The 22,838-nt window shown below is 66.5% G+C and carries 22 protein-coding genes; 8 read left to right on the top strand and 14 right to left on the bottom strand.

Features of this window, described 5'->3' with window-relative positions:
* Nucleotides 1–9 precede the first annotated feature (9 nt).
* Together ACWEVR_RS17875 and ACWEVR_RS17870 are read left to right on the top strand one after the other, a co-directional pair.
* Nucleotides 10–315 carry a hypothetical protein gene (locus ACWEVR_RS17875; RefSeq protein WP_452467824.1) on the top strand — a complete coding sequence of 102 codons (306 nt, stop codon included), beginning with the start codon at nucleotides 10–12 and terminating at the stop codon, nucleotides 313–315.
* A gap of 633 nt (nucleotides 316–948) precedes the next feature.
* Complete coding sequence (locus tag ACWEVR_RS17870; RefSeq protein ID WP_452467823.1) at nucleotides 949–1,611, top strand: cyclase family protein; 663 nt, start codon at nucleotides 949–951, stop codon at nucleotides 1,609–1,611.
* Here the strand turns inward: ACWEVR_RS17870 and ACWEVR_RS17865 are convergent.
* Complete coding sequence (locus ACWEVR_RS17865) at nucleotides 1,598–2,395, bottom strand: SDR family NAD(P)-dependent oxidoreductase (protein ID WP_452467822.1); 798 nt, start codon at nucleotides 2,393–2,395, stop codon at nucleotides 1,598–1,600. The genes ACWEVR_RS17870 and ACWEVR_RS17865 overlap by 14 nt on opposite strands.
* A gap of 38 nt (nucleotides 2,396–2,433) precedes the next feature.
* On the bottom strand, nucleotides 2,434–3,003 hold the full coding sequence (locus ACWEVR_RS17860; RefSeq protein ID WP_452467821.1) for a hypothetical protein: 570 nt from the start codon (nucleotides 3,001–3,003) through the stop codon (nucleotides 2,434–2,436).
* A gap of 358 nt (nucleotides 3,004–3,361) precedes the next feature.
* On the opposite strand from ACWEVR_RS17860, the gene ACWEVR_RS17855 reads away from it, so the two are divergent.
* Nucleotides 3,362–3,715, top strand: coding sequence for a histone-like nucleoid-structuring protein Lsr2 (locus ACWEVR_RS17855; protein ID WP_452467820.1), 354 nt, complete (start codon nucleotides 3,362–3,364; stop codon nucleotides 3,713–3,715).
* Nucleotides 3,716–3,875: 160 nt separating this feature from the next.
* Here the strand turns inward: ACWEVR_RS17855 and ACWEVR_RS17850 are convergent, their stop codons facing one another.
* On the bottom strand, nucleotides 3,876–4,256 hold the full coding sequence (locus tag ACWEVR_RS17850; protein ID WP_452467819.1) for a VOC family protein: 381 nt from the start codon (nucleotides 4,254–4,256) through the stop codon (nucleotides 3,876–3,878).
* Nucleotides 4,257–4,417: 161 nt separating this feature from the next.
* On the opposite strand from ACWEVR_RS17850, the gene ACWEVR_RS17845 reads away from it, so the two are divergent.
* Complete coding sequence (locus ACWEVR_RS17845) at nucleotides 4,418–5,851, top strand: cytochrome P450 (RefSeq protein WP_452467818.1); 1,434 nt, start codon at nucleotides 4,418–4,420, stop codon at nucleotides 5,849–5,851.
* Between the two features lie 38 nt (nucleotides 5,852–5,889).
* On the opposite strand, the gene ACWEVR_RS17840 is transcribed toward ACWEVR_RS17845, so the two are convergent.
* From ACWEVR_RS17840 to ACWEVR_RS17825, 4 genes are all read right to left on the bottom strand, one after another.
* Nucleotides 5,890–7,203 (bottom strand): lipase family protein, encoded by a 1,314-nt coding sequence (locus ACWEVR_RS17840; protein WP_452467817.1) that lies wholly within the window; start codon nucleotides 7,201–7,203, stop codon nucleotides 5,890–5,892.
* 232 nt (nucleotides 7,204–7,435) lie between these two features.
* Complete coding sequence (locus ACWEVR_RS17835) at nucleotides 7,436–9,088, bottom strand: AMP-binding protein (RefSeq protein ID WP_452467816.1); 1,653 nt, start codon at nucleotides 9,086–9,088, stop codon at nucleotides 7,436–7,438.
* Nucleotides 9,078–10,082 (bottom strand): SDR family NAD(P)-dependent oxidoreductase, encoded by a 1,005-nt coding sequence (locus tag ACWEVR_RS17830; protein WP_452467815.1) that lies wholly within the window; start codon nucleotides 10,080–10,082, stop codon nucleotides 9,078–9,080. Before ACWEVR_RS17830 ends, ACWEVR_RS17835 begins: the two co-directional genes overlap by 11 nt.
* A gap of 6 nt (nucleotides 10,083–10,088) precedes the next feature.
* On the bottom strand, nucleotides 10,089–10,760 hold the full coding sequence (locus ACWEVR_RS17825) for a TetR/AcrR family transcriptional regulator (protein WP_452467814.1): 672 nt from the start codon (nucleotides 10,758–10,760) through the stop codon (nucleotides 10,089–10,091).
* Between the two features lie 247 nt (nucleotides 10,761–11,007).
* Here ACWEVR_RS17825 and ACWEVR_RS17820 point away from each other — a divergent pair, with 247 nt between their 5' ends.
* Genes ACWEVR_RS17820 through ACWEVR_RS17810 form a run of 3 tightly spaced genes read left to right on the top strand, consistent with a single transcriptional unit; the run spans nucleotide 11,008 to nucleotide 13,427 of the window.
* The gene (locus ACWEVR_RS17820) at nucleotides 11,008–11,469 is read left to right on the top strand and encodes an SRPBCC family protein (RefSeq protein WP_357144593.1); all 462 of its coding nucleotides are present in this window, start codon (nucleotides 11,008–11,010) and stop codon (nucleotides 11,467–11,469) included.
* Between the two features lie 8 nt (nucleotides 11,470–11,477).
* On the top strand, nucleotides 11,478–11,945 hold the full coding sequence (locus tag ACWEVR_RS17815; RefSeq protein ID WP_452467813.1) for a hypothetical protein: 468 nt from the start codon (nucleotides 11,478–11,480) through the stop codon (nucleotides 11,943–11,945).
* Between the two features lie 6 nt (nucleotides 11,946–11,951).
* Nucleotides 11,952–13,427 carry an SDR family oxidoreductase gene (locus ACWEVR_RS17810; protein WP_452467812.1) on the top strand — a complete coding sequence of 492 codons (1,476 nt, stop codon included), beginning with the start codon at nucleotides 11,952–11,954 and terminating at the stop codon, nucleotides 13,425–13,427.
* A gap of 36 nt (nucleotides 13,428–13,463) precedes the next feature.
* On the opposite strand, the gene ACWEVR_RS17805 is transcribed toward ACWEVR_RS17810, so the two are convergent.
* The 4 genes from ACWEVR_RS17805 to ACWEVR_RS17790 form a co-directional block, all read right to left on the bottom strand.
* Nucleotides 13,464–14,423 carry a phytoene/squalene synthase family protein gene (locus ACWEVR_RS17805; RefSeq protein ID WP_452467811.1) on the bottom strand — a complete coding sequence of 320 codons (960 nt, stop codon included), beginning with the start codon at nucleotides 14,421–14,423 and terminating at the stop codon, nucleotides 13,464–13,466.
* Nucleotides 14,420–15,946 carry a phytoene desaturase family protein gene (gene crtI / locus ACWEVR_RS17800; protein WP_452467810.1) on the bottom strand — a complete coding sequence of 509 codons (1,527 nt, stop codon included), beginning with the start codon at nucleotides 15,944–15,946 and terminating at the stop codon, nucleotides 14,420–14,422. Before crtI ends, ACWEVR_RS17805 begins: the two co-directional genes overlap by 4 nt.
* A 41-nt stretch (nucleotides 15,947–15,987) precedes the next feature.
* Nucleotides 15,988–16,923: a polyprenyl synthetase family protein gene (locus ACWEVR_RS17795; RefSeq protein WP_452467809.1), complete on the bottom strand. Its 936-nt coding sequence runs from the start codon at nucleotides 16,921–16,923 to the stop codon at nucleotides 15,988–15,990.
* 380 nt (nucleotides 16,924–17,303) lie between these two features.
* Nucleotides 17,304–17,789, bottom strand: a complete 486-nt coding sequence (locus ACWEVR_RS17790) for a carboxymuconolactone decarboxylase family protein (protein WP_452467808.1) — start codon at nucleotides 17,787–17,789, stop codon at nucleotides 17,304–17,306.
* 165 nt (nucleotides 17,790–17,954) lie between these two features.
* On the opposite strand from ACWEVR_RS17790, the gene ACWEVR_RS17785 reads away from it, so the two are divergent.
* A complete protein-coding gene (locus tag ACWEVR_RS17785) occupies nucleotides 17,955–18,863 on the top strand; it encodes an RNA polymerase sigma-70 factor (protein WP_452467807.1) in 909 nt (302 codons plus the stop codon).
* Nucleotides 18,864–18,902: 39 nt separating this feature from the next.
* Here the strand turns inward: ACWEVR_RS17785 and ACWEVR_RS17780 are convergent, their stop codons facing one another.
* The 3 genes from ACWEVR_RS17780 to ACWEVR_RS17770 all read right to left on the bottom strand — a co-directional run bounded on the left by ACWEVR_RS17780 (nucleotide 18,903) and on the right by ACWEVR_RS17770 (nucleotide 22,695).
* Nucleotides 18,903–20,963, bottom strand: coding sequence for an AMP-binding protein (locus ACWEVR_RS17780; protein WP_452467806.1), 2,061 nt, complete (start codon nucleotides 20,961–20,963; stop codon nucleotides 18,903–18,905).
* Between the two features lie 217 nt (nucleotides 20,964–21,180).
* Nucleotides 21,181–22,434, bottom strand: a complete 1,254-nt coding sequence (locus ACWEVR_RS17775) for a PucR family transcriptional regulator (RefSeq protein ID WP_452467805.1) — start codon at nucleotides 22,432–22,434, stop codon at nucleotides 21,181–21,183.
* Nucleotides 22,435–22,527: 93 nt separating this feature from the next.
* Nucleotides 22,528–22,695: a hypothetical protein gene (locus tag ACWEVR_RS17770; protein ID WP_166655812.1), complete on the bottom strand. Its 168-nt coding sequence runs from the start codon at nucleotides 22,693–22,695 to the stop codon at nucleotides 22,528–22,530.
* Nucleotides 22,696–22,838 lie beyond the last annotated feature (143 nt).

Raw genomic sequence — 22,838 nt, 5'->3', positions numbered from 1 at the left:
GGAGATCTCATGACAAGCCTTCGCATCGCCCGCACGCTCCTACCCGCGTTGGTCGTCGTGGCGGGCACGCTGCTGCTCGGCGCGCCGACAGCCGCCGCCGAATCGGTGTGGTCCTACACGTGCACCACGGTCGAGCCGAACTTCCCCGACATCGCCGGCACCGGCTGCACCGTGGGCGAGGACGCACCCACCGAAGGTCCGATCGACGGCGAATTCGTGGTGACACGCCCTGACGACGGCGCACGGTGGATCTGCAGCTCCGGCATGGTCTCCGGAGATGTCGTCGAAGGGGTTGAGTGCGACCGGAGGCGATGACCATTCCACCGGTTCGCGCCTGACGATCCGCGCGCACCAAACCAGCTGCGCTACTGATTGATTCGACTCGACAACCCAAATTCCTCGGTGCCGCCGAGCGAGCCACTCGTCGGCGGAGCCGATGACCTACACGGCCCCGACGGGCGAACGCGCCGGCTCGTTCACTGAACCGGCGCGTTCTCGATCTCCGCATATTCCCGGGAAGATGCCGAGATCTACCAGGCCGTTACCCGCAGCGGCCCGATCCAACCACGCGTCTCCCATCGATCAATGGATCGACGGTCTGCTCCGACCTAAGTGACCGAGGCCGTCCGGTCGGGCTGCGAGGCATTCCGCTGTGGGCCCCACCACCTCGGCCCGCTTGCGCACCACTCGACATGATCGGCGCGCGTGACCCGGCGGTGGGTCGACGACGGTCGGTGGCTTTTCCGGCGGTGGCCAGGTGGTCCACGCGGTGGCGGCCGCGTGCTCGGCGACAGATTTCCCCCAGTCCCACATAGTTTCGCTCCTCCCCTGAGCTACTCGGCGGGTCTCATCCAGGCTATCGGTCGAATAGCACACAACACCAACGGTTTTCGCGCGGGGACAGCACAGCGGCCGCAGCACGGTCGACGGCTCTCGTATGCTGACGTGGTGCGCCTGATCGATCTGACCCGGCCGATCCACACCGGCATGCCGGTGTTCCCGGGCGATCCGGAAGTTTTGCTGGAACCGGCGTTGCGTGCCGCCACCGACGGGGTGAACGTGCTGCGCGTGCATCTCGGGTCGCAATCCGGGACGCACGTCGACGCGCCCGCTCATCTGGACGACAGTCTGCCGACCTTGGACCAACTGCCCCTCGAGCGCTTCGTCGGACCAGCCTGGATCGTGGATGCGCGATCGGTTCCCGCCCACACCGCGATCGGACCGGCACTGTTCGACGTCGACCTGCCACCCGGCACGGTCGTGCTGATCGCCACCGGTTGGTCGTCGCGATGGGGCACCCCGGACTACTTCACCCACCCATACCTGCACCCGGAAGCCGCACAACTGCTGGTGGACAAGGGAATCCGGACCATCGGCATCGACGCGCCGAGCATCGACCCGTCCGGGACCGACGACCTGGACCTGCCCGCACACCGGATCCTGTGCGGTGCGCACGCCGTGATCGCCGAGAACCTCACCGCACTCGACGAGCTGTCGAACGCTCAGGCGGCAGGCGCATCGATCGAGGTTTCGTTGTTTCCGCTGCCGCTGCGCGGGGCCGACGGCGCACCGATCCGGGCGGTGGCCCGGGTCGGCTTCAGCTGTTCTTGAAGGGGTTCAAGGTCTTTCCGAGGAAGTAGCCCAGGCGGACGGGCAGGGGCTTCATGGCGGCGGCGGAGATCTTGTTGACGATGCCCGGGACACATACGGGCTTGCCTTTCATCACAGCGTCCCAGCCCTCGGCGACTACAGCGTCGGGCTGCTGCCAGAGGATGCGGGGCAGATGGTCGGCTTTGTCGCGCGTGCCCATGACATCGTGGAATTCGGTGCGGGTGAAGCCGGGGCACAGGGCGGTGACGTGGATGCCATGGCGTTTGAGTTCCATGTCGAGGGCCTGCGAGGTGTCGAGGACGTAGGACTTGATGCCGGTGTATAGCAAGCCGGCGCCAGGCGGGGCGAAGGCAGCGACCGACGACAGGTTGACGATGCGACCCCAGTGGCGCTTCTTCATGCCGGGGATGACCAGGTGGGCGAGTTCGGTCGGGGCGGTGACCATCAACTGGATCTCCCCGGCCAGCGCGTTCCACGGGGTGTCGGCGAACGCCGTCTTGCCCGAGAGACCGGCATTGTTGATCAGGACGTCGACGGGCAAGCCCTGCCGGTCGGCGTAGTCCACGATCGCGGCTGGTGCGGCGCTGTCGGTGAGGTCGGCGGCGAACACCTCGCAGCGCACATCATGGCGTGCGGTCAGCTGCGTGGCGAGTTCCTGGAGACGATCGGCGCGGCGGGCGACGAGCAGCAGTTGGTAACCGTTCGCGGCGAGGTGGTGGGCGAACGCCGCGCCGATGCCGGCGGACGCGCCGGTGATCAGCGCGGTGCGAGGAGTTGCGGTCATGGTTCCTTCGTTCGGAGAGGGCCGAGACGTGAGTGGTGTCAGGCGGGCGTGCCGGGCAGCTCGCGGGCGCCGGGGGTGAAGTCGTGGCGGGCTCTACCGATGTCTTTTCGATAGGAGCCGATCGGGCCGGTCAGCAGGAAGGGCTGGGGGACGCGGCGCTGGGCATCGGTGAACCCCCAGGTGCCGATACCCAGGTAGACGCCCGGCGCGGCACGCCGCACCTCGTCCACCATGTGGATCGAGCCGCAGAGCGAAGTGTAGGCGCGATAGACGAGCGTGTAGGACAGTGCGCCGTCGTAGCGGGACGGGGCCAACAGCGTGCGCATCGGGTAGCGCTGCCGGACTCGGCCGAACCTGCCGAAGGTGTTGTAACCACGCCCGCTGTTCTCGTCTACAGGCCGGAAAGCCTTGCACCGCCATGGCTCGAGTGGGTTGGCCACGGCCACCTTTCCGGTCACCACGGCGAACAGATTCGGCTGGGCCAGCAGAGCGGCGGCGTATTCGCCGTCGATTTCGGCGATCGTGGGGGCTTCCAAAGTGGTGAACAGGGCAAGCAGACCTCGGGTGTCGAGTCGGCGCAGCTCGTCGGCCATGTTGTCGGAGTCCATGTGAACCAGCCTCATCTCGCAATTTCTTGAATGCCGCTCAAGAAACGTACCGCCTTCTTGAGTGAGGTTCAAGATAGGGTGCCGAGGTGGTCGACCGACTCGAACAGTTGCACGGGCTGGTCAACACCGTGCACGCCCGGGTAGCCACCTCCCACTCCGTCGCCGCCTGGCACACCGGGTTCCATCAGCTCGCCGGCGCGCTGTTCGCCGGCAACCTCCGCGCGGCCGCCGCCCGCGAGGACGGGTCCGCCTCAACCAGACAAGTGGATCGTACGGTCCGCATGTACGACCCGCGCCGAGTGCTACTACCCTGGCCATCGCCGAACCGAACCCGAATACACAACTGACAGGAATCCATATGGCGCGCAAGGTCGTTGTCACCCTCGTCGACGACTTCGACGGCACATCCGCCGCCGAAGAAACCGTCACCTTCGGCATCGACGGACACACCTACGAGATCGACCTGTCCGAAACCAACGCCACCAAACTGCGCAACACCTTCGAACAGTGGGTTCCGTACGCCCGGCGAACCGGCCGCGCCAAAACCAGCAACACTCGCCGACACGCCACCGCGACCCCCGCCGCCCAGTCAGGTCGCCGCACCGACCTCGCGGCCATCAGGGCCTGGGCGATCGCGAACGGCCACACCGTCTCCACCCGCGGCCGCATCGCCGCCGAGATCATCGCCGCCTACGACGAAGCCTCGGCATAGGCAGGGGTGGAGAGCGCCCCCAGCCCGGATGCCCCGGCCAGTCTCGCCGAGATGCCCGGTGCCGTGTCATGACGCCGATTGCAAGTCAGCGAGCTTGTCGGCGCTGCAAACAACTCGCGCGGTGACCGAGCGCCCCTGATCGACCGCGGGTCGGCCGCAATCAGGACGTCGACTCAGCGACCCGCCATGGTGGGTCGAGCCGGTTGGCTCCGGCATAGAACAGGCAGAGCCGATGACCGTCCGGATCGTGCAGCCATGCCTCGCGCCACAGCCATGGTGTGTCGACGGGCGAACTGTCGAACACCACGCCCGCAGCACGTAGCCGAGCGCACTGGTTGTCGAGGTCGTCGGACTCGAAGTAGATGGAGATCGGCCCACCGCCGCGCAGGGATTCGACCAGCTCGATCGAAAACGTGCTGTCACCGTCAGGGCATCGGAAACGCAGGTAGTGGTCGGTTTTGACGATCAGGTGCAGCCCGAGCAGCCTATAAAACTGCTCGGACCGCCCAAGGTTCGTAGCACCGATAGTGATCTGATTCATCCGCATCCGGCCACTGTGCAACCTCAACCACAGTGCAGGTCAACCTCGGGCCGTCGGTCCGTTCGACCGGGCCCCGCCCGCGAAAACGCAACGCTCCGGGCGTCATCGACCGGAGCGTTGCGTTCGGCATTCGCCGACCCAGTTGCGCCTACACTCGCGATGTGGAACCCGACGTGTTCGCGAAATTCGTAGCGCGAGAAAGCATTCCCGGATCCGAGCTCTCCGAGAAGCTACCGCATCCCCGGTTTCGGCTGCCCCTGCTCGGTGACGTCCTGACCACCGATTTCGCGAAGCCGTGCCAGCGACTCGCCGAGCAGGCGCGGGAGTTGGGGCCGGTCTTCGAGCAGAAGTTGTTCGGTTACCCCGCGGTCATCGTCACCGGGGTCGAGGCCGTCGAGGAGGTCAACGACGAATCGCGGTGGGAGAAGCATGTCGGGCACGCGTTGATGAAACTGCGCCCACTGGCGGGTGACGGATTGTTCACCGCCTACAACTCGGAACCGAACTGGGCCAGAGCACACGCCGTTCTGGCTCCCGCCTTCACCAAATCGGCGATGGCCGACTATCACGCCGCGATCACCGGCACCGTCCGCGAATTGACCGACCTGTGGTCGACGACACCGGAGTGGATCGACGTGCCCGCGGCGACGAACAAGCTGACGTTCGAAATCATCGCGCGCGCGGGTTTCTCGCATTCCTTCGGTGCACTGGCCGATTCGAACAGCGGTTCGTTCGTCGAAGCGATGGTGCGTGAGCTCTCCTATGCCAACCGCCGCACGGATGTACTTCCGTTGTACGAGAAGGTCTTCCGTCGGGCCGACCATGCTCGGCACGAGGCCGATCTGGCGCACGCTCACGCAGTCGTCGACGACATCATCGAAGCCCGCAAACGCGATTCACACCGTCGGTATCGCGACATCCTCGATCTCATGCTCGACAGTGCCGACCCGGAAACCGGCGAGCGGTTGGACACGGTGAACATCCGGAATCAAATCCTCACCTTCCTCATCGCGGGCAGTGAGACCTCCGCCAACACCATCGCCTTCGCTCTCCATTACCTCTCGACCCGTCCCGACATCGCCGCCGGCGTCCGCGCCGAACTCGACGAGCGCTGGCCCACAGCGCAATTCCCCGATATCCGGTATGACGACGTGGCCAAGCTCCGCAGTCTGCGCCGCGTCATCGACGAGACCCTGCGACTGTGGCCGACCGGCCCCGGATACTTCCGCCGGGCCAAGCACGACACCACGCTCTGCGGCCGATACCGGTTCGCCGAGAAGGACTGGGTGCTGGTGCTGCTCCTCGGCGCCCACCGCGACCCGGCCTGGGGTCACGACGCAGATCAATTCAACCCCGACCGATTCCTGCCCGACAACATTCGCGGCCTGCCGCCCCGCGTCTACAAACCCTTCGGCACCGGCCCCCGTGCCTGCATCGGTCGCCAGTTCGCGCACCACGAAATCACCGTCACCCTCGCGGCACTTCTGCACCAGCTCGACCTGGAACCCGACCCGGAATATGACCTCGACGTGCGCGAAACCCTCACCCTCAAGCCCGCCGGTCTGCGCCTTCGAGCACGTCGTCGACGTCGTTAGGTGGCCGTCGGGCTCGCTGTCGAGTGGCTTTCGGCAGATCAGGGCAGTGCGGAGCAGTTGCTCGGGGCAGGTGCACCGGCGAGGCGCTGGGTGAGCCAGTCATGGGCGGCGAAGGTGGCGGGTAGGTATGCCAGCAGGTGTCCGATCGCGGTGCTGGGGAACAGTGGCGGTAGCCAGGCGGTGGTGTCGAGTTGCACGGTCGCGCCGTGTGCGCACCAGTCGACGGCGAGTCGGCGGACCTGAGGGTATGTCAGGACATCGTCGTTGGTGCCCGCGGCGATCAGGACCGGCGCGATGGGCTTGCGCCTGCCGATGCGCTGCTCGTCGACGATGGCCGACAGTTCCGGTGAGCTGTCGATGATCTGGGCGGGCGTGCGTCCGCCGGTGGTGTACCAGGTTGCCGGTCGCAGCATGGTGCGCAAGACGGCTTCGCCGATACAGGTGTTGGCCAGCTCGGCCATCATCTGCTTGCCGGCGGGGTTGGTCGCGGCGTCGATGATCGGGGCTGTTTCGGGATGGTCGGCGACGATTCCGTTGAGTACATAGCCAAGCAATCCCGTTCCGAAGCCGCCGATCACACCGGGGATGATCCCGTTGACGGCCGGGGCGCTGAGCATGAGATCGTGCAGGTCCGCAGGAGGAGCTCCGGCGTACGTACCGCGCAAGTCGAGTTCAGGAGCGTATTCGCCCTGCAGTTCGGCGGCGGCTGCTGCGGCACCACCACCTTGGGAGTAGCCGAAGATGCCGGTGGGGCGGGAGATTCCGGTCAGAGCTTCGGCTGCGCGGATGGAGTCGAGGACGGCGTGGGCTTCGGCGGCACGGTTGACGTAGTCGTGCACGGCGGGGGTGCCCAGGCCGTGGTAGTCGGTCATGATCACGGCCATGCCGCGCGCGAGCAGCGCGTAGGCGGTGATCATCTCGTAGCTGACCCAGATGTCGAGGGGAAAGGTGTAGTGGATGTGCTCGGCCAGTGTTTTCGATGGTGCGCACTGGTCGCCTTGGCCCTGGGTGCCCGGCGCGACCGCGATCAGCGGGCGTGGGCCCGGCCCGTGCCACGGCAGCGTGGGTTCCAAATAGGTACCGGTGACTGCGGCCGGTTCACCGTGGGTATCGGCGCTCAGGTACATGATGCGGGTGGCCTCGGCGGGTATCCGGCCTTGCTGCCCGGGGACGGCCCAGGCCAGCGTGTACGTCTCGCTGCGCAGGATCTGGCCTGGTTCGCCGTCCGGAAGGGGTGTGGGCGGGACGTAGAAGTCTCCACCCTGCGACGACCCCGAGGCCGAACCGGTGCCCGGCGCCGATGTGACAGGTCCGGCACCGATGGTCAGCGCCGTAGTGGCTGTGAGGACCACCGCAGCGAGTATCGCCGGCCATCGTCCGTCCCCGCCCATACCCAGTGTTCGCCGACCCGAGATCGTGGCTCTGGACATCGATTCCCCTTTTTTGAACTGAATTCAATTTGAATTCGATTCAGATTTCCATGTCATGGTGAGAGTGTCAACGGTCACATTGCTCGGGTGGCACACGATCGAGATGTGACCGCTCACCACGGGGATGGGGTTGTCGGTTCGAACCGGCAAGGGCTCAGGAGCCAGCCGCGGCGTGCAGTTCGGCCCGCAGGACCTTGCCGCTGGCGTTGCGGGGAATCTCGTCGAGCACGACGAACCGTTTGGGCACCTTGTAGCGCTCGAGACCCTGGCGCACATGCTGTTTGAGCGCGTCCTGCCCCGGCACGGCGGCGCCTGGCTCGAGCACGACGAACGCGTTGAGGACCTGTCCGAACTCGGCATCGGGCACACCGATCACGACCGCGTCGGTGATGTCGGGGTGGGCGGCGAGGCGGTCTTCGACCTCACCGGGGAAGACGTTCTCCCCACCGGAGACGATCATGTCGTCGGCGCGGCCATCGATGAACAGTCTCCGTTCGGGATCGAAATGCCCCATATCCCCGGTGGAGACGTGTCCGTCGATGACCTCTTTGGTCGAGATCTTCGCCGCGGGGTCAGGGGTGTAGCCGGTGTATTCCAGACCGCTGCGCACGAAGATCTCCCCGATCTCACCGATCGCCGCCTCGGTGCGGTCGGCCCGCAGGACACGCACGGACACCCCTAGCGCGGGCCGACCGATCGTGTCGGGCGCGGCGACCAGGTCGGCCGGGGTCGCGATGGTGACCATTCCCGCTTCCGTCGAGCCGTACCCGTTGGCCAGGATCGGGCCGAAGGCCTCGATCAGCTTCGAGATCGTGGTCGGCGAGATCGGTGCCGCACCGGTCACCATGATCCGCAGATGCCGTCGCACCGCGGCAGCCTCAGCCGCCCCAGCGGCGGCGAGCAACCGCTGCAACATCACCGGCACCGCGATCACCACAGTCACCTCGTGACGGGCTATGTCGGCCAGCGCGGTCGTGGCATCGAAACGCCGCCGACAGATCGCGGTCCCACCCAGTGCGAGGGGCCCCAGCAGCGACAACAGTCCGAAGCCGTGGAACATCGGCGGCGCCACCAAGACGCGGTCGGTCGAGCGCAGGCGCAAGATCGCCATCGCGGTCAGTGTCAGCGCCATGATCGCGTGCGGCTTGATCGCGCGCGGGACACCTTTCGCGAGACCGGTGGTCCCCGATGTCAGCAGGGTGAGCTTCACCGCGTGCCGGACCCGGGGCGGGCGCGGGTGGCTTCTAGCCGCGAAGTCGTCGAGTGTCGGCAACCCTGCGAGATCAGCATGGGGTTCGCGCCATGCCAGTACCCGCAAGCCCGTGAAGTTCGCCTTCTCCACAGTCACGGCGTATTCGTCGTCGTAGATCAGCACATCCGGATCGTGCCGGGCGAGGATCGCGTGCAACTGCGGAGCGGGCAGCTCGGTGTTGACGAAGATCAGCTCCGCGCCCAGCTGCGCCCCCGCGGCCATCGCCTCGGCGAACCCGCGATGGTTGCGGCAGATGATGCCCACCGATTTCGGCGGTGCCGGGCACGCTGCGAACAAAGCCGCGGCGATCGCTTCGGCACGCTGCTGCAGGCGGCGATAGGTCAGTCGACCGGTGTCGTCGATGATTGCGACCTTGTCCGGATGCCGGATCGCGGACGCCGCCAACAACATCGCCGGAGTCGGGCCGTACCGGTAGAAGCTGCGCGCCAACGCCACGGCCTTGCGCGGGCCGACCGGGGTGAGCATTCCCGATGACAGGACCGCCGGGATGGCCGAAACCCACTGACGCAGACTGTGATTCAGGTCAGCGGACATCCGTGCGCACCTGCCCGTTCCCGGAAGGGCCGGTGACCGGCGGTGCGGTGGCCTCGGTCGGCGTCGCCGGAACGTGCGGGCGCAGCCGTGACAGCGAGGCCTCGGTGTCACCGAGATTGCGGAAGATCCGCTCGACGATCACTTCCAGCGGCCATCGGAACACGGTCGCGTTGATCGCCGACGGGAATCCGTACAGCGGAGTCATCGTGCGCGGCTTCTCGACCACCGCCTTGGCCAGCACCTTCGCCGCGTCATCGGGAGTCTGACCGGGCAGCACCCGCATCCACCGGCTCGGCGCGCTCATCCGCGTGTGCAGCAACCCACCGTAGAACGTGGTCAAGGTGACCCCGTCGGCGCGCGCCTCCATCCCGACCGCACGCATCCACCAGTCGAAAGCCAGCTTCGACGACAGGTAGAACCCCCACTTGGGAGCGTTCGGGAACATGATCCCCACAGTGGAGACGTTCACGATGTGACCGCTACCGCGCGCCCGCATCCCCGGCAGCAGAGCCAGGGTGAGGCGCATCGGCCCGAGATAGTTCGCGCCGGTGGTGGCGGTGATGTCCTTGGGCCGGTCATAGGACAGGTGGATCGAACGACGCAAGGATTTGCCTGCGTTGTGGATCAGCACATCGACTTCGCCGAGGTCGTAACGCACCGATGCCGCGAACTCGGCGACCGACTGCTCGTCGGTCAGGTCCAGCCGGTACGGATAGGCCTCTCCCCCAGCAGCATTGATCTCCTCGGCCACTTCGAGCAACCGTTCCATCGAACGAGCGGCGAGCACCACCCGGGCACCAGCGGCGGCAAACCATCGCGCGGTCGCTTCGCCGACGCCGAACGACGCACCGGTGATCACGACCACCTTGCCCTCGACCTCACGACGCAACGCCGCCTGACTGCGCAACCCGCGCGGCCCGATGACCCAGGCGACCGCGCGAGCGAACGGCGTTTCGACGATCCGCGAGGGTCCGGTGGGCAGAACTTCAGACATCAGTGATCACTCCGTCGTCTTCGACATGGTGGACAGGGAACCGAGGAAGGCCACGGCTTGCGGATCGGCGAGCGCGGCATCGATCGCCCGCTGGGTCAGCTCGATATCCGGGTCGGTGCGCAGCGCGGCCAGGATCGTGCCGAACATGTTGCCGACGATCAGGTTTTTCACCTGATCGCGGCTGATCTCGCGGGTGCGCGACCAGTGCAGGACCAGACCTTCGATGAATGACACGAAACCGTTTATCGCCGCCCGCAACACCGGCGACGAGTCCGAGCCGGTCACCTCGATGAGCAGGGCTTCGGTCAACTGGGTGCGGTGCCGGTCGCGAATCTCGCGCACTTCGGCGTCGGCGACGTCGGCGAACAGCGCTTCGAACGCACGCGGCTGCTGCTCGGCCTCGTCGAGCAGCCGGTCGATGCCCCGGTTCAGGCGATCCAGCGCCGGCCCTCGCATGGCCAGCAGATCTCCCCAGAACTCCTCGGCGGCTTGCTCCAATACCGCCAGGTAGAACCCTCGCTTCCCGCCGAAGTGATAGCTGATCGATCCCGCCGCCACCCCCAGGGAGCGCGCAAGGTCGACGATGGAGACCTCTTCGTAGCGGTCGCTGCTGAACGCAGCCTTGCCTGCCGCGAGCAGCGCCGCACGCGAGGCCTCGCCCCGCCGATTGCCGACCATCACACCCCTAAGTTCTTGAATCAGATTCAGTAACTTGGAGCCTAGGCGGCCTCATCGACGTCGGTCAAGGATTTTCTGAATAGGATTCAAATCCGGCGGGTGAGAGGCGATACCGTCGCGCAACCGCCTCGCGAAAGTGGGAGCAGGCGCCCACTTTGAAGCGAATCTGCATCAATCGGTGTGAACTCGTGGTGAGCGGGCACTCGGCCGCTGACTGTACGAAATTCGATCCGAGGAGGACGAGGATATGAGCACTGTCATCGAAGCTGTCGACGTGCAGGTGCCGGTGGCGACCGCCTACAACCAGTGGACCCAGTTCGAATCGTTCCCGCAGTTCATGCACGGGGTGGACCGGATCGAACAACTCGATGACACCCATACCCGATGGACCGTCGACATCGCCGGTGCGACACGGACATTCGATGCCACCATCACCGAGCAGCATCCCGAGGAACGCATCGCCTGGAAGTCCGACGAGGGTCCTGAGCATGCCGGCGTGGTCACTTTTCACCGCATCGATGACTCGACGACCCGGGTCACCGTGCAGATGGACATCGACCCGGAGGGCTTCGTCGAGAACATCGCGGACAAAACAGGCGTGCTCGATCGCCGCATCAAGGGGGACATGCGCCGCTTCAAGGACTTCATCGAAGGCCGTGGATCGGAAACGGGAGCGTGGCGTGGCGACGTCGATCGCCCCAAGCCGTAGCTGTGGCGATGAGTACGAACGAGAGCCGGTCCGACAACGGCCGACCGGCCGACCGCCACCGGCGGCCCAGCGGTATCAGCGACGAAACTGTCGCTGCGGTCGGCAAGTTGTCGGAGGCGCTGGAGACAACGGAACGGGCGCGCGGACACCTCTACGAGTTCCACCAACTCACCGGCGGAGCCGATCTCGCGCTCGGAGAAGCGGCCGACATGCTTCGCGTGGCAGGCCACCATCGACTCGCTGATCGGCTGTCGACCGAACTGATCGGCCGCAATGTTCTGGTCGGCCGCTGGACCTTCCAGATCGTGGAAGAGTACGACGAGGGTTACTACTCGGTGTTTCGCGAGCTCGAGCGGACGGTTCGTGACCGGCTCGTGGGCGGCCGCACCCATGTCTACGAGGCCGAGATGAAGGAGGCACGACGTACTCAGGGCCTACCGGGCCACGCGGCCCGACCGGACATCACGGAAGGCTGAACGAGCATGAGGTGTGTGGTCTTCGGGGTGACCGGCTACATCGGTGGCCGGTTGGTGCCCGATTTGCTTCGGGCCGGTCATGATGTCCGGGTAGTCGCCCGAACACCGGCGAAACTGGCCGAAGTGCCGTGGCTCGATCAAGTCGAGGTGGTCGAGGGAGATGTCACCGACAGCGACCAGGTGCGCTCGGCGGTGGCCGACCAGGAGGTCGTCTATTACCTGGTGCACTCCTTGACCCGTCGTGACTTCGCCGATATCGATCGTGAAGCCGCACGGATCGTCGGGGCGGCCGCGTTGTCGGCGGGGGTCGGGCGCATCGTCTATCTCGGTGGAATCGTCCCGCCACACACCGAACTGTCTCGTCACCTGGCCTCCCGTGCCGAGGTCGGCGAGATCCTGCGTGCCTCCGGTGTTCCCACCGCGGAGTTGCGTGCGGCGGTGATCATCGGTTCCGGGTCGGCGAGTTTCGAGATGCTGCGGTATCTGTCCGAACGCCTGCCCGCGATGGTCACCCCGCGGTGGGTTCACAACAGGATTCAGCCGATCGCTGTTCGAGACGTTCTGTATTACCTGGTGCGCGCCGCGGAATTGCCGGCCGAGGTCAACCGCGCCTTCGATATCGGCGGGCCCGACGTGATGACCTACCTGACCATGATGCGCGAATACGCCGTCGTGGCCGGGCTGAATCGTCGAGTCGTGTTGCCGGTTCCGGTGCTCACGCCGTGGCTGTCCGCGCAGTGGGTCAACCTGGTGACCCCGGTGCCCCGGGCGCTGGCCGTACCCCTCATCGAGTCGCTCGTCCACGAGGTCGTCTGTGGCGAGCACGACATCGCCGCGTACATCTCGGATCCCCCGGAGGGCCTCACCCGGTACGGACGCGCCGTGGAGCTGGCGCTGACCCGCATCCGCAACTCCGAGGTGCCCACCCGTTGGTCCGATGCCAGCACCTACGGCGCACCCTCCGATCCCTTACCCACCGATCCGGACTGGTCCGGCGGCTCCCTCTATGAGGACGTCCGCGAACATCACACCTCCGCGGATCCGGACACGGTGTGGGCGGTGATCGAATCCATCGGCGGTGAGAACGGCTGGTATTCGTTCCCGCTCGCCTGGTCGCTACGCGGCTGGATCGACCGGGTGGCCGGCGGTGTCGGGCTTCGCCGCGGCCGCAAACACCCGCGGCGCCTGCACTCCGGCGAGGCGTTGGACTGGTGGCGCGTCGAATACATCGACCGACCACACCTGCTGCGCCTTCGCGCCGAGATGCGAGTCCCGGGCCTGGCGTGGCTCGAGCTCGGTGTCGAACCCGCCCCGAACGGTGGTTCCCGATACCGCCAGCGCGCGATCTTTCAACCGCACGGACTCGCCGGACACCTGTATTGGAAAGCGATCAGCCCGTTCCACAGCGCCGTCTTCGGAGGCATGGTCCGAAACATCACGAGTACTGCGGAACGCACCCCCGACAGCGCGCCGACAGGGTGAGATTTCAGCGATTTCCTTCGGCTCGACTCGATCACCTCAGCCTTCGGTGGGGGCCAGTGCCCGTGCCCGGCTACCTCGCCGCGCCCACAACGCACGAGCCAGCGCCGAACCGGCGACGCGAGTCCGGCGCGCGTTGCTCACGGTCGCCCGCGCGGTGAACACCGCGAACTCGCTCTGTTCGATCCGGTCGAGAATCTCTGAATACAAGACGGCCGCGGTGGCAACGCACGGTCGCGATACCGGGTGCAGCAACGCGATTCCGGCATCGGCGTACCGGTACCAGTCTCGGGCGACGGCGTGTTGAGCGGCCAGCGCCGACCGCACTTCGGAGTCGGTGCGCCGATTGGTCCGGCACCACTGCAAGCGGGCGCGGTCCACACCGAAAGCAGCCAGCTCGTCGGCAGGCAGATACACCCGGCCACGGTCGAGGTCTTCGGCGACGTCGCGAAGGAAGTTGGTGAGCTGGAAGGCTTTTCCCAGCGCCGCCGCATAGGGCGCGGCATCGGATCGGGGGCCGATGGTGCCGAGCACCGGCAGTACCTGCAGGCCGATCACCGCTGCCGAACCGTGGATATAGCGATCCAGCGCGGTCCGATCCGGGTAGTCGGTCACCGTCAGATCCATCCGCATCGAGTCGAGGAAATCGTCGAACAGCGAGTGCTCGATCTCGTATCTGGCGGCGGTATCGGCGAGCGCGGCAAGGATCGGGTCGTCGTGGGTACCGCGAAAACTGTCGCGCATAGTCTTGGCCACCGCGTCCAGCCGTGCCGCCGCGGAACCGGTGGCGTCGCCGGTCGGGGGTTCGTCGACGATGTCGTCCGCCCATCGGGCAAAGCCGTAGAGCGCGTGGATCGCTGGGCGCTGGGCGGGCGCGAGCAGTCGGGTGGCGAGGAAGAATGTGCGCCCGTGTCGGGCGTTGAGCTCCCGGCACCTCTGATAGGACGCGCGCAACCCCGCGTCACGGATACCGGCGGCGTCGAGTTCGGTGCGAGTCATCGTCGTCGGTCCTTGGTCGCGGTGGAAAACGAAGACCGCGAGGTGGTCACGGTGCCGGTCACGCGGTCGGCGGCGAGACGACCCGACAACAGTGCCGTCGGCACGCCGACGCCGGGAACGGTGCCACAGCCGGCCAGCACCGCATTGGTCGCTCCGCGTGGCATGTTCGCGGGACGGAACGGACCGGTTTGGGCGAAGGTATGAGCGAGGGAGAACGGGGTTCCGGCCAGCATGCCCTGCCGTTGCCAATCGGCGGGGGTGTCCACATGCACGGTCGTGGACTTCGCGACGAAGCCCGGAACCAACCGGTTCTCGACGATCGCCGCGAGTTCCTCGCTGTAAGCGGTGGCACGGCGATCCCAGTCCAGATCCTTGCCGCGATACAGGTTGGGTACCGGAGCGAGAACGGTGAACAGGTCCTGCCCGTGCGGGGCGAGGGCAGGGTCGGTCGCGGTGGGCCGGGTGACCAGCAGCGACGGGTCCGCCATCAACTCTCCCCCATCGATCAGTTCGTCGAAGGTCTGTTTCCAGGCGGCACCGAAGACGAGGTTGTGATGTGCGGTCGGCACGCCGACGGGAAAGCCGACATGCATGACGACCGCGGACGGTGCCGGACGCCAGCTGATCGGACGCCGCGGAGAGCGATCGAGCAATTCGTACGCTGTGGCCAACTCGGTTGCCAAAACGACGGCGTCGCAGGGGATTCTGCGTCCCTTTTCGGTGAATACAGCAGTGATGCGTGAACCGTTCCGTTCCAGATCGTGGACGGTTTCGTCGTAGCAGAACCGCACACCGGCATCCACGGCAGCGGCGGCCAGGGCGTCCGGTAGCGCACGCATTCCGCCGCGCGGAAAGTACACACCGCCGACGGTGTCCATGTAGGAGATCACCGCGTACAACGCCAGGGCTCGCTGTGGCGACACACCCGCGTAGAGGGACTGGAAGGTGAACACCCGCCGCAGCCGTTCGTCGGTCAGGAAAGATCCGACCGCCCGATCGAGGCGACGAAAACCGCCCAACGCGATCAACCGCGCGAACGCCGGTGTGAGAAGTGAAAGCGGAGAGTCGGCGTTCGTGGCGATGAACCGATCGAATTCGACGCGGTACAACTCGCTCAACCACGCCCGCAGTCGGCGATACCCTTCGACTTCCTCGGGCCCGGCGAAAGCCGCGACCGATTCCTCCATCGCCGCGGCGTCGCTGTGAATATCCAGCCCGCTGCCGTCGGCGAAGTGCGCGCGGTAGGCAGGGATGACCGGCAGCAAGTCCAGCCGGGAGTCGAGACTCTCCCCCACCGCGGCGAGGGTGTCGGCGACGATGTCGGGCATGGTGAGTACCGACGGCCCGGTGTCGAGCAGAAGACCGTCGATATCGCGCCGCCCGGCTCGACCGCCTGCGACCGAGTCGCGCTCCACCACGGTGACACCGCGGCCGCGTCCCGCCAAGTGCAGCGCGGCGGCCAGACCAGCCAGACCGGCCCCGACGACGACAACCTCATCGGTTCTTCCCGGTATCGTTCGCATCTGTACCTTCCAGTCGGACTTCTCGATGGCCCGCGGGCCGGTCAGGACGTACGGTCGGTGCACAACAGCGCCATTCGGTGCAGCGCGTCGGCCACCGACGGTTCGAGGTCGGCGCGGTCGAGAAGCCCACGCGCGTGTTCGACTCGGTCGCGGATCATCCGCTCGGCGCACTGCCGCGCGCCGCTGTCGACGATCACCGCCTGTGCGAAGGCGACGCCCTGCTCTTCGATCAGCTCTTCCCGCCAGAGGCCTCGCAGCCGGGCGCGGTCCGACGGCCCGGCGAGCTGATCGGCCAGTGCGATCAGCGTGGTCGCCTTGCGTTCTCGGATATCGTCACCGGAAGGCTTTCCCGTGGTCGACGGGTCGCCGAAGACGCCGAGCAGGTCGTCGCGAAGCTGGAATGCTTCTCCGACCAGTACGCCGTAGGCGCCGAGGACATCCATCACGGTGTCGTCGCAGTCGGCCATCGCCGCACCGAGTTCCAGGGGTCGGCGCACGGTGTAGTTGCCGGATTTACGGCGTGCGATGTCCATCACCGCGGTCAAGGACGGAAAGTGGTTCGCGTCGTTGGACAGGTCCGCGAGCTGACCTACTGCCAGTTCGCTGCGCATCGCGTCGTAGCGTGGCCATGCCCGATCCAACGCGGCGGTACCGACGCCACTTTCGCGCAACATGCGCTCGGCCCACACCAAGTACAGGTCGGCGAGGAGGATCGCCGCGGATTCGCCGAATCGGGCCGCCGATCCCGACAACCCCTGCTCGGTATGCCACGCGGCCAGCCGCAGATGGGTCGACTGTCGTCCCCGTCTGACACGGGACTCGTCCATCACGTCGTCTTGCACGAGCGCGAACGCGTGCAGCAGTTCCACACTTGCGGCCGCGCGCAGCGCTGGTTCGGACTCGCCGCCACCACACAGCCAACCGAGATAGACGAACACCGACCGCACGCACTTGCCACCCGACGCGAAGTCCACCATCAGCCGACCTGGCAGCGAGAACCCCGCCGGGTCCAATTCCGCCGCGCAACGCGACCGGACGAACTCATCGACGTGATCGCGGACCGATCTCTGTGTCTGCGCGAGCCACCGTTCGAACTGTGTCGAGCCGTCGTCGGTGGAGAGTCCGCGAGGTCCGGCTGCGGTCGCAGCTCGCTCTGCATTCACGCCACGATTGTGACACCGTTTTTCCAAAAATGCATCGTTTGTGCGTCGATTGATGCCGCGCCGGCTCTGCCTCGCCGTGGCACCGATCCTCGAAGACTGACCTTGCCCCCGATGACGCCGATGTTGCCGACCGCGCACTCGGTGGAAGCCCGGCCCCGGCGTGAATGATCCGGGGCCTGAGCAGGTTTCGAACTTCAGTCGGTCTCGACGTCGTACATGCCCGGCGTGTAGGAGCCGCCCTGCTGCCGCAAGATCACGCCGAGCCGATTGGCCGCGTTGATCTGGGCGACCAGCGCCACCAGCGCCGCGATCTGATCGTCGTCGTAGTGCTCGCGCACGCGATCCCAGGTCTCGTCGGTGACGCCTCGATGGGCGTCGGCGATCCGGGTGCCCTCCTCGGCCAGCGCGAGCGCGGCCCGCTCCGCCGGGGAGTACACCGAGGCTTCGCGCCACGCCGCCACCAAGTTGATCCGCACCGCGGATTCACCGGCGTGTGCCAGGTCCTTGCTGTGCACATCGGTGCACCAGCCGCAGCCGTTGATCTGGCTGACGCGCAGCGTGACCAGGTCCTGGGTCGCCTTCGGCAGCGTCGAGCGGATGACGACCATGCTCGCGTTGGCGAATCGCTTGGCGTACTTCGCACCGAGCTCGTTGTTCGTCAGGGTGAATCGGGGTTCCATGTCGTCTCCTCATGTCGTGTCCTGTGGGAACGGACATGGAGATGCCGGCGCCGCGCGTTCCGTGACGGCCCGCGCAGTATGATTCAGCCCACATGGCACCGCTGTCACGTCGCGACCGCCAGCGGCATCTGATGGGGAGACCGGACCCCACAGAGAGGAGCGAACGTGGCACCCACGTCGCCGACCGCACCCGATACCGGGCCCGCCACCGAGGTGTTCATCAGGCATCGCAACCTGCTGTTCACCGTCGCCTACGAGATGCTCGGCTCGGCCGCGGACGCCGAGGACGTGCTGCAGGAGACCTGGCTGCGCTGGGTCGGCGTGGACCTGTCCGAGGTGCTCGATCACCGCGCCTATCTGGTCCGGATCACCACGCGTGAGGCGCTCATGCGCATGCGGACGCTCGGGCGACGACGGGAGTCCTATGTGGGGCCGTGGCTGCCGGAACCGCTGCTCACCACCCCCGATGTGGCCGCCGATGTCGAATTCGCCGAAAGCGTCTCGCTGGCCATGCTTCTCGTGCTCGAGACCCTGGCGCCGACCGAACGGGCCGTGTTCGTCCTGCGTGAGGTCTTCGACCTGCCCTACGCCGAGATCGCCGCCGCCGTCGACAAGAACACGGCCACCGTCCGCCAGATCGCACATCGAGCCCGCGCCCACGTCGCGGACCGCCGCCCACGCGGCGTGGTCTCGGCAACGGATTCGCGAGCGGCGATCGATGCGTTCCGGCGCGCGATCGAAACCGGTGACCTGCAAGGCCTGCTCGACGTTCTCGCGCCCGACGTCGTATTCCTCGGCGATGGCGGCGGCGTCGTCGCGGCGGCCCTGGCACCCGTCGTCGGTGCGGCCGCCGTGGCCGAACTGCTGGCAGGCAGTCTGCCCAGGATCGGCGCCACCATGACCGTGACCGCGGTGCAGGCCAACGGTCACCCAGCCCTGGTCCTGCGTCGCGGCGACGCGATCGACACGGTCGTCGCGGTGCGCGTGGACAACGGTCGGGTCACCGGGCTCTACGCGGTGCGCAACCCGGACAAGCTGGCCCGCATCGACCAGGTTACCGCCCTGCGGCACTGAGTTCAGCGAGCCGGTTCTGCGTTCCCTCCGTCCAACCGTTCAGTCGGGGAAACCCGCGGGATCGACGAGCAGTCGCTTGAGCACTTTGCCGGTTTCCCCGCGGGGCAGTGAGTTGAGGAAAGTGACGTCGCGCGGGACCGAGAAGCGGCTGAGCCGGTTGCGGATGTAGGTGCGCACCATGCCCGAATCCAGGCTGGAGCCTTCCTGTTTGACGAGGAATGCGGCCAATCGCTGACCGAATTCACGGTCGGGTACCCCGACCACCGCGACGTCGCTGACCTGCGGCAGATACGACAGAGCCTCTTCGACCGGACGTGGGAAGACGTTCTCGCCGCCGGAGATGATCATCTCGTCGTCGCGTCCGGCCACGAACAGTCTGCCCTCCGCGTCGAGATAGCCCAGATCACCGGTGTTCAGCATGCCGTCGGCCTCCTCGGGCGGAGTGTCGTTGACGTAGCCGTCGAACAGCATGTGGTTGCCGACGAAGATCCGGCCGGTCACCCCAATCGGCACCGGCTGGTTGTCGGCGCCGAGGATCGCGATCCGGGTTCCCAGCGGCGGACGACCCGCCGTGGTCGGGGCGGCACGAAGGTCCTCGGGCGCTGCCACGCTCGCCCAGGAGACCTCGGTGGAACCGTAGAGGTTGTAGAGCACATCACCGTAGTCCGCGAGGAAGCGATCGACGGTCGCCGCGACGAGTGGAGCACCACAACTGACGACATGACGCAGACTGCTCAGGTCGTGGCGAGCGCGCACCGCGGCGGGCAGGTCGACCATGCGCTGGATCATGGTCGGCACCGCGATGAGGGTGTTCACCCGGTGTTCGGCGACCTGACGAAGGCATTCCTCGGCATCGAATCCTTGCGCGAGCACCACGGTGGCCCGCACTGCGGTGCTCAATTGCAGTGCCGAGAGTCCCCACGTGTGGAACAGCGGTGCGGGGATCATCATCGTGCTGCCCACGTGGATCGGGATTCGCGACAGGAGCGCGACCAGGGTGTCGAATCCCTTCGGATGCGGTCGTCTCGCACCCTTCGGCGTGCCGCTGGTTCCCGACGTGAGCACGATCTGACGCCCGGGCACCGTGGGGACCGGAAAAGTCGTGTTACCCATGGCGATCAGATCCTCGATGGTGATCCGGCCCGGGTCCGCGGGCAGGTCGTCGGTGACGAAGCGCGGCACGCCGTTGTGCAGATACTGCACGAGGTGCTCGAGGTCGGTGTCGACGAACAACGCCGAAAGCCGGTGACGCTGCACGATCTCTTCGATCCGCCTGCCCGACAGGCCGGCGTTCAGCAGTGCGACGTCCACACCGAGCTTGCCAGCCGAGACCATCGTCTCGACCATGCCGCAGTGGTTGGCGGCGAGCAATCCGATCGCGTCGCCCGCGCGCAATCCGACCTCGTACATGGCGCCGGCCAGCGCGGTGGTGCGCTTGTCGGTTTCGGCGAATGTGGCCGTGCTGACGGTGTCGATCAGGGCGAGCTGGTCGGGACTGTGCGCGGCGCCCGCCGCGTAACCGCCCGCCAGGTTGAAACCCCACCGGTACAAGGACCGCAGTTGTCGGGCCGAGGTCACCGGCGGCGCGACCAGTCCGGAATTCACCACCCAGCGCACGAGTTCGGACTTGCGGCGGATCGGCGCCCGGTCGCCGTTTCCCACCACCGATGTGTGCGCCCCACGCACCACATCGACGGCACGCCGCAACCCGGCCCTGATCCACCGGACGGTCTCGGCGTCGCGCGCCTCCGCCAGCGCCGGATGCAGCCGCGGCGCGGCGAAGGCGGTGACGCTCACGCTGGTTCGCTGCTGGTCACCGGCGAGCCGGATCAGCGCGAAACTGCCCGTCTCCGGGTTGTGCAGTTCGAAGCTCTCGTACCAGCGACCGATCCGCAAGGCCAGCTCGATGGTTCGCACGCCGACATCCGCGTCGCCGATGCGGACCTGCCACCTCGTGTCTCCTTCGGTGCCGGTCAGCCGCTGGCATCCTCCGATGCCGGACCACAGCCGCGGATAGCTCTGCGGTTCCAGCAGCACCTCCCACAACGCCTGCCTCGCGACGGCGAAGTCCACGGTCACATCCACGACATCACTCGACATCTCTGCGCCTCTCTCGGCCCGGCCACGCTGCCGGGAAGTGCCCACGCATCCCGGCCACTGTGCCGCGGACGGCGCCTATCGTCAGGCACTGCACCAGAAGTCATGGTCGCGCACCGGCGCGTGGCCGAACGAGGATTCTCCGGATACTTGACGGTTTACCGAAGAACACGCGCACCAGCTGTGAACACTGCCAATAGTCGGCCGATCCGAAACGGTGTCAGCTCGCGCGTGTGCCGGGGACTTCGGCGGTTTTCGTGCTGCGGTGTGCCCGGATCAGCAGGGCCGCGCGGAGATAGCACAGGCCGGTGATGTCGTTGAGGTCGAATCCGGTCATCTGGGTGATCCGCTTGAGCCGATAATCGACGGTATTTGTGTGGATGAACATTTTTCGCGCGGTGCGCGCACGTTGCATATTCGTCGCCAAATACACCTCGAGGGTTTGCATCAATTCAGGATGCGGTTCGAGGGAATCGAGGACAGAACTCAGATAGTCACGGGCGGGCCCCGGACGGGTGAGCTGATATTCGAATGCCAATTCGTGCGGGCGGTACACCTTGCTCGGCCCGCCGAGGCGGTGCACTATTTCGATGAGCTCGTGGACCTCTTCGGCAGCGCGCGGGATCTCCGTCGGCGCCGCCGTCGTCACGACCGCACGGAGCGGTACCTGGGCGGCCGCGGACAGGCGTGTCACCAGGTCGTCGAGGTCTGCTCCGGCGAACTCGGAGGCAGGCAGCAGCAGTGTGCCGCCGTCCACGCTGAGCAGCGAGAGCGCCTTGCCGTCGCATCGGTCGGCGAGTTCGGCTTGGACTCGGCGCAGCTTGCGTCGGGCGACTACTTTCGCGTTCAACCCCGGCTCGGATTCCTTTGCGTGGGGTGGAAGTTCGAGCGCCATGACGTGATACTCGGTGTCGATCTCGATGCCACATTCCCTGGCCATCGTCGCGGTGTTCTGGCCGCCGAGTAGCGCGGAGGTGAGCGTGTGCACGGCGGTATGGTGCTCGCTGACGACAGCACGCAGTTCCCGCACATACGCCGCCGACACCGCGGCGGTGATCATGTCCTGGGCGTCCATCAGGCGCCGTACCACGCCGACCATGGTGTCGTAATCATGGTTGGTGACATTGGTGATGATGAGGTCGAAGCCGAGTTTGAAGCCCTCGTACACGGCGTGGTGGATGGTGTCGATCGGAATGCCCTCGCGTGCCCAGTCGGCGGCGGCGGCCTGCACGCGCTCCACCCGGCCGGGCAGATCTCGGCCGTCGAGCATGCTGCGGGTGAGTTCCAGGCAGATTCTGGTGACGGTGGTGATATCGCCGTCGAGCGCTTCACCGGGCAGTGTGCCGCAGGGGACGACGTTTTCGATGAAATGGACGACCATCTGTCGCGAGATCGCGCGCACATCGCTCAGGGGCGTCGAGACCGGGCGGCCCGCGGCGGTCAAGAACGGTTCGACGGAGGTCGTAACAGCCATGGTGAATCCTTCCCACCCGAGTTCGTAGTTACCGGGTACGGGCAGGTGCGGGCGCCCCGACGCTCGCCCACACCCGCCGCACGGTCTGGCAGGTCAGAGGCAGAAGCTCACTTCCAGCGGCCCCAGCGGCAGCGGCAGGCAGACCTCGACCGAACCCGAAACAGGTGCGGGCGCGGCGGCGGTTGCGGTGCCCGCGCTCAGCGCGGCGGCCGACATGACGAGCGCGGCAACGGCGAGCGGGCGGCTGATTTTGGCGTTCATATGTACTTCCTCGATTGTGCTCGTGAACATCCCATCCTCGGGACATCTCGATCAGATCACGACGACTCCCGGATCTCATTCGTCCGGCCGAGGTTTTGACGTTCCCATTTGGCTCGCCGCACAATCCTCGGAGGAATCCACAA

Source organism: Nocardia sp. NPDC003979 (assembly GCF_053605015.1).
The sequence above is the reverse complement of the archived record's forward strand: the minus strand, read 5'-3'. Positions and strand labels throughout refer to the sequence as shown.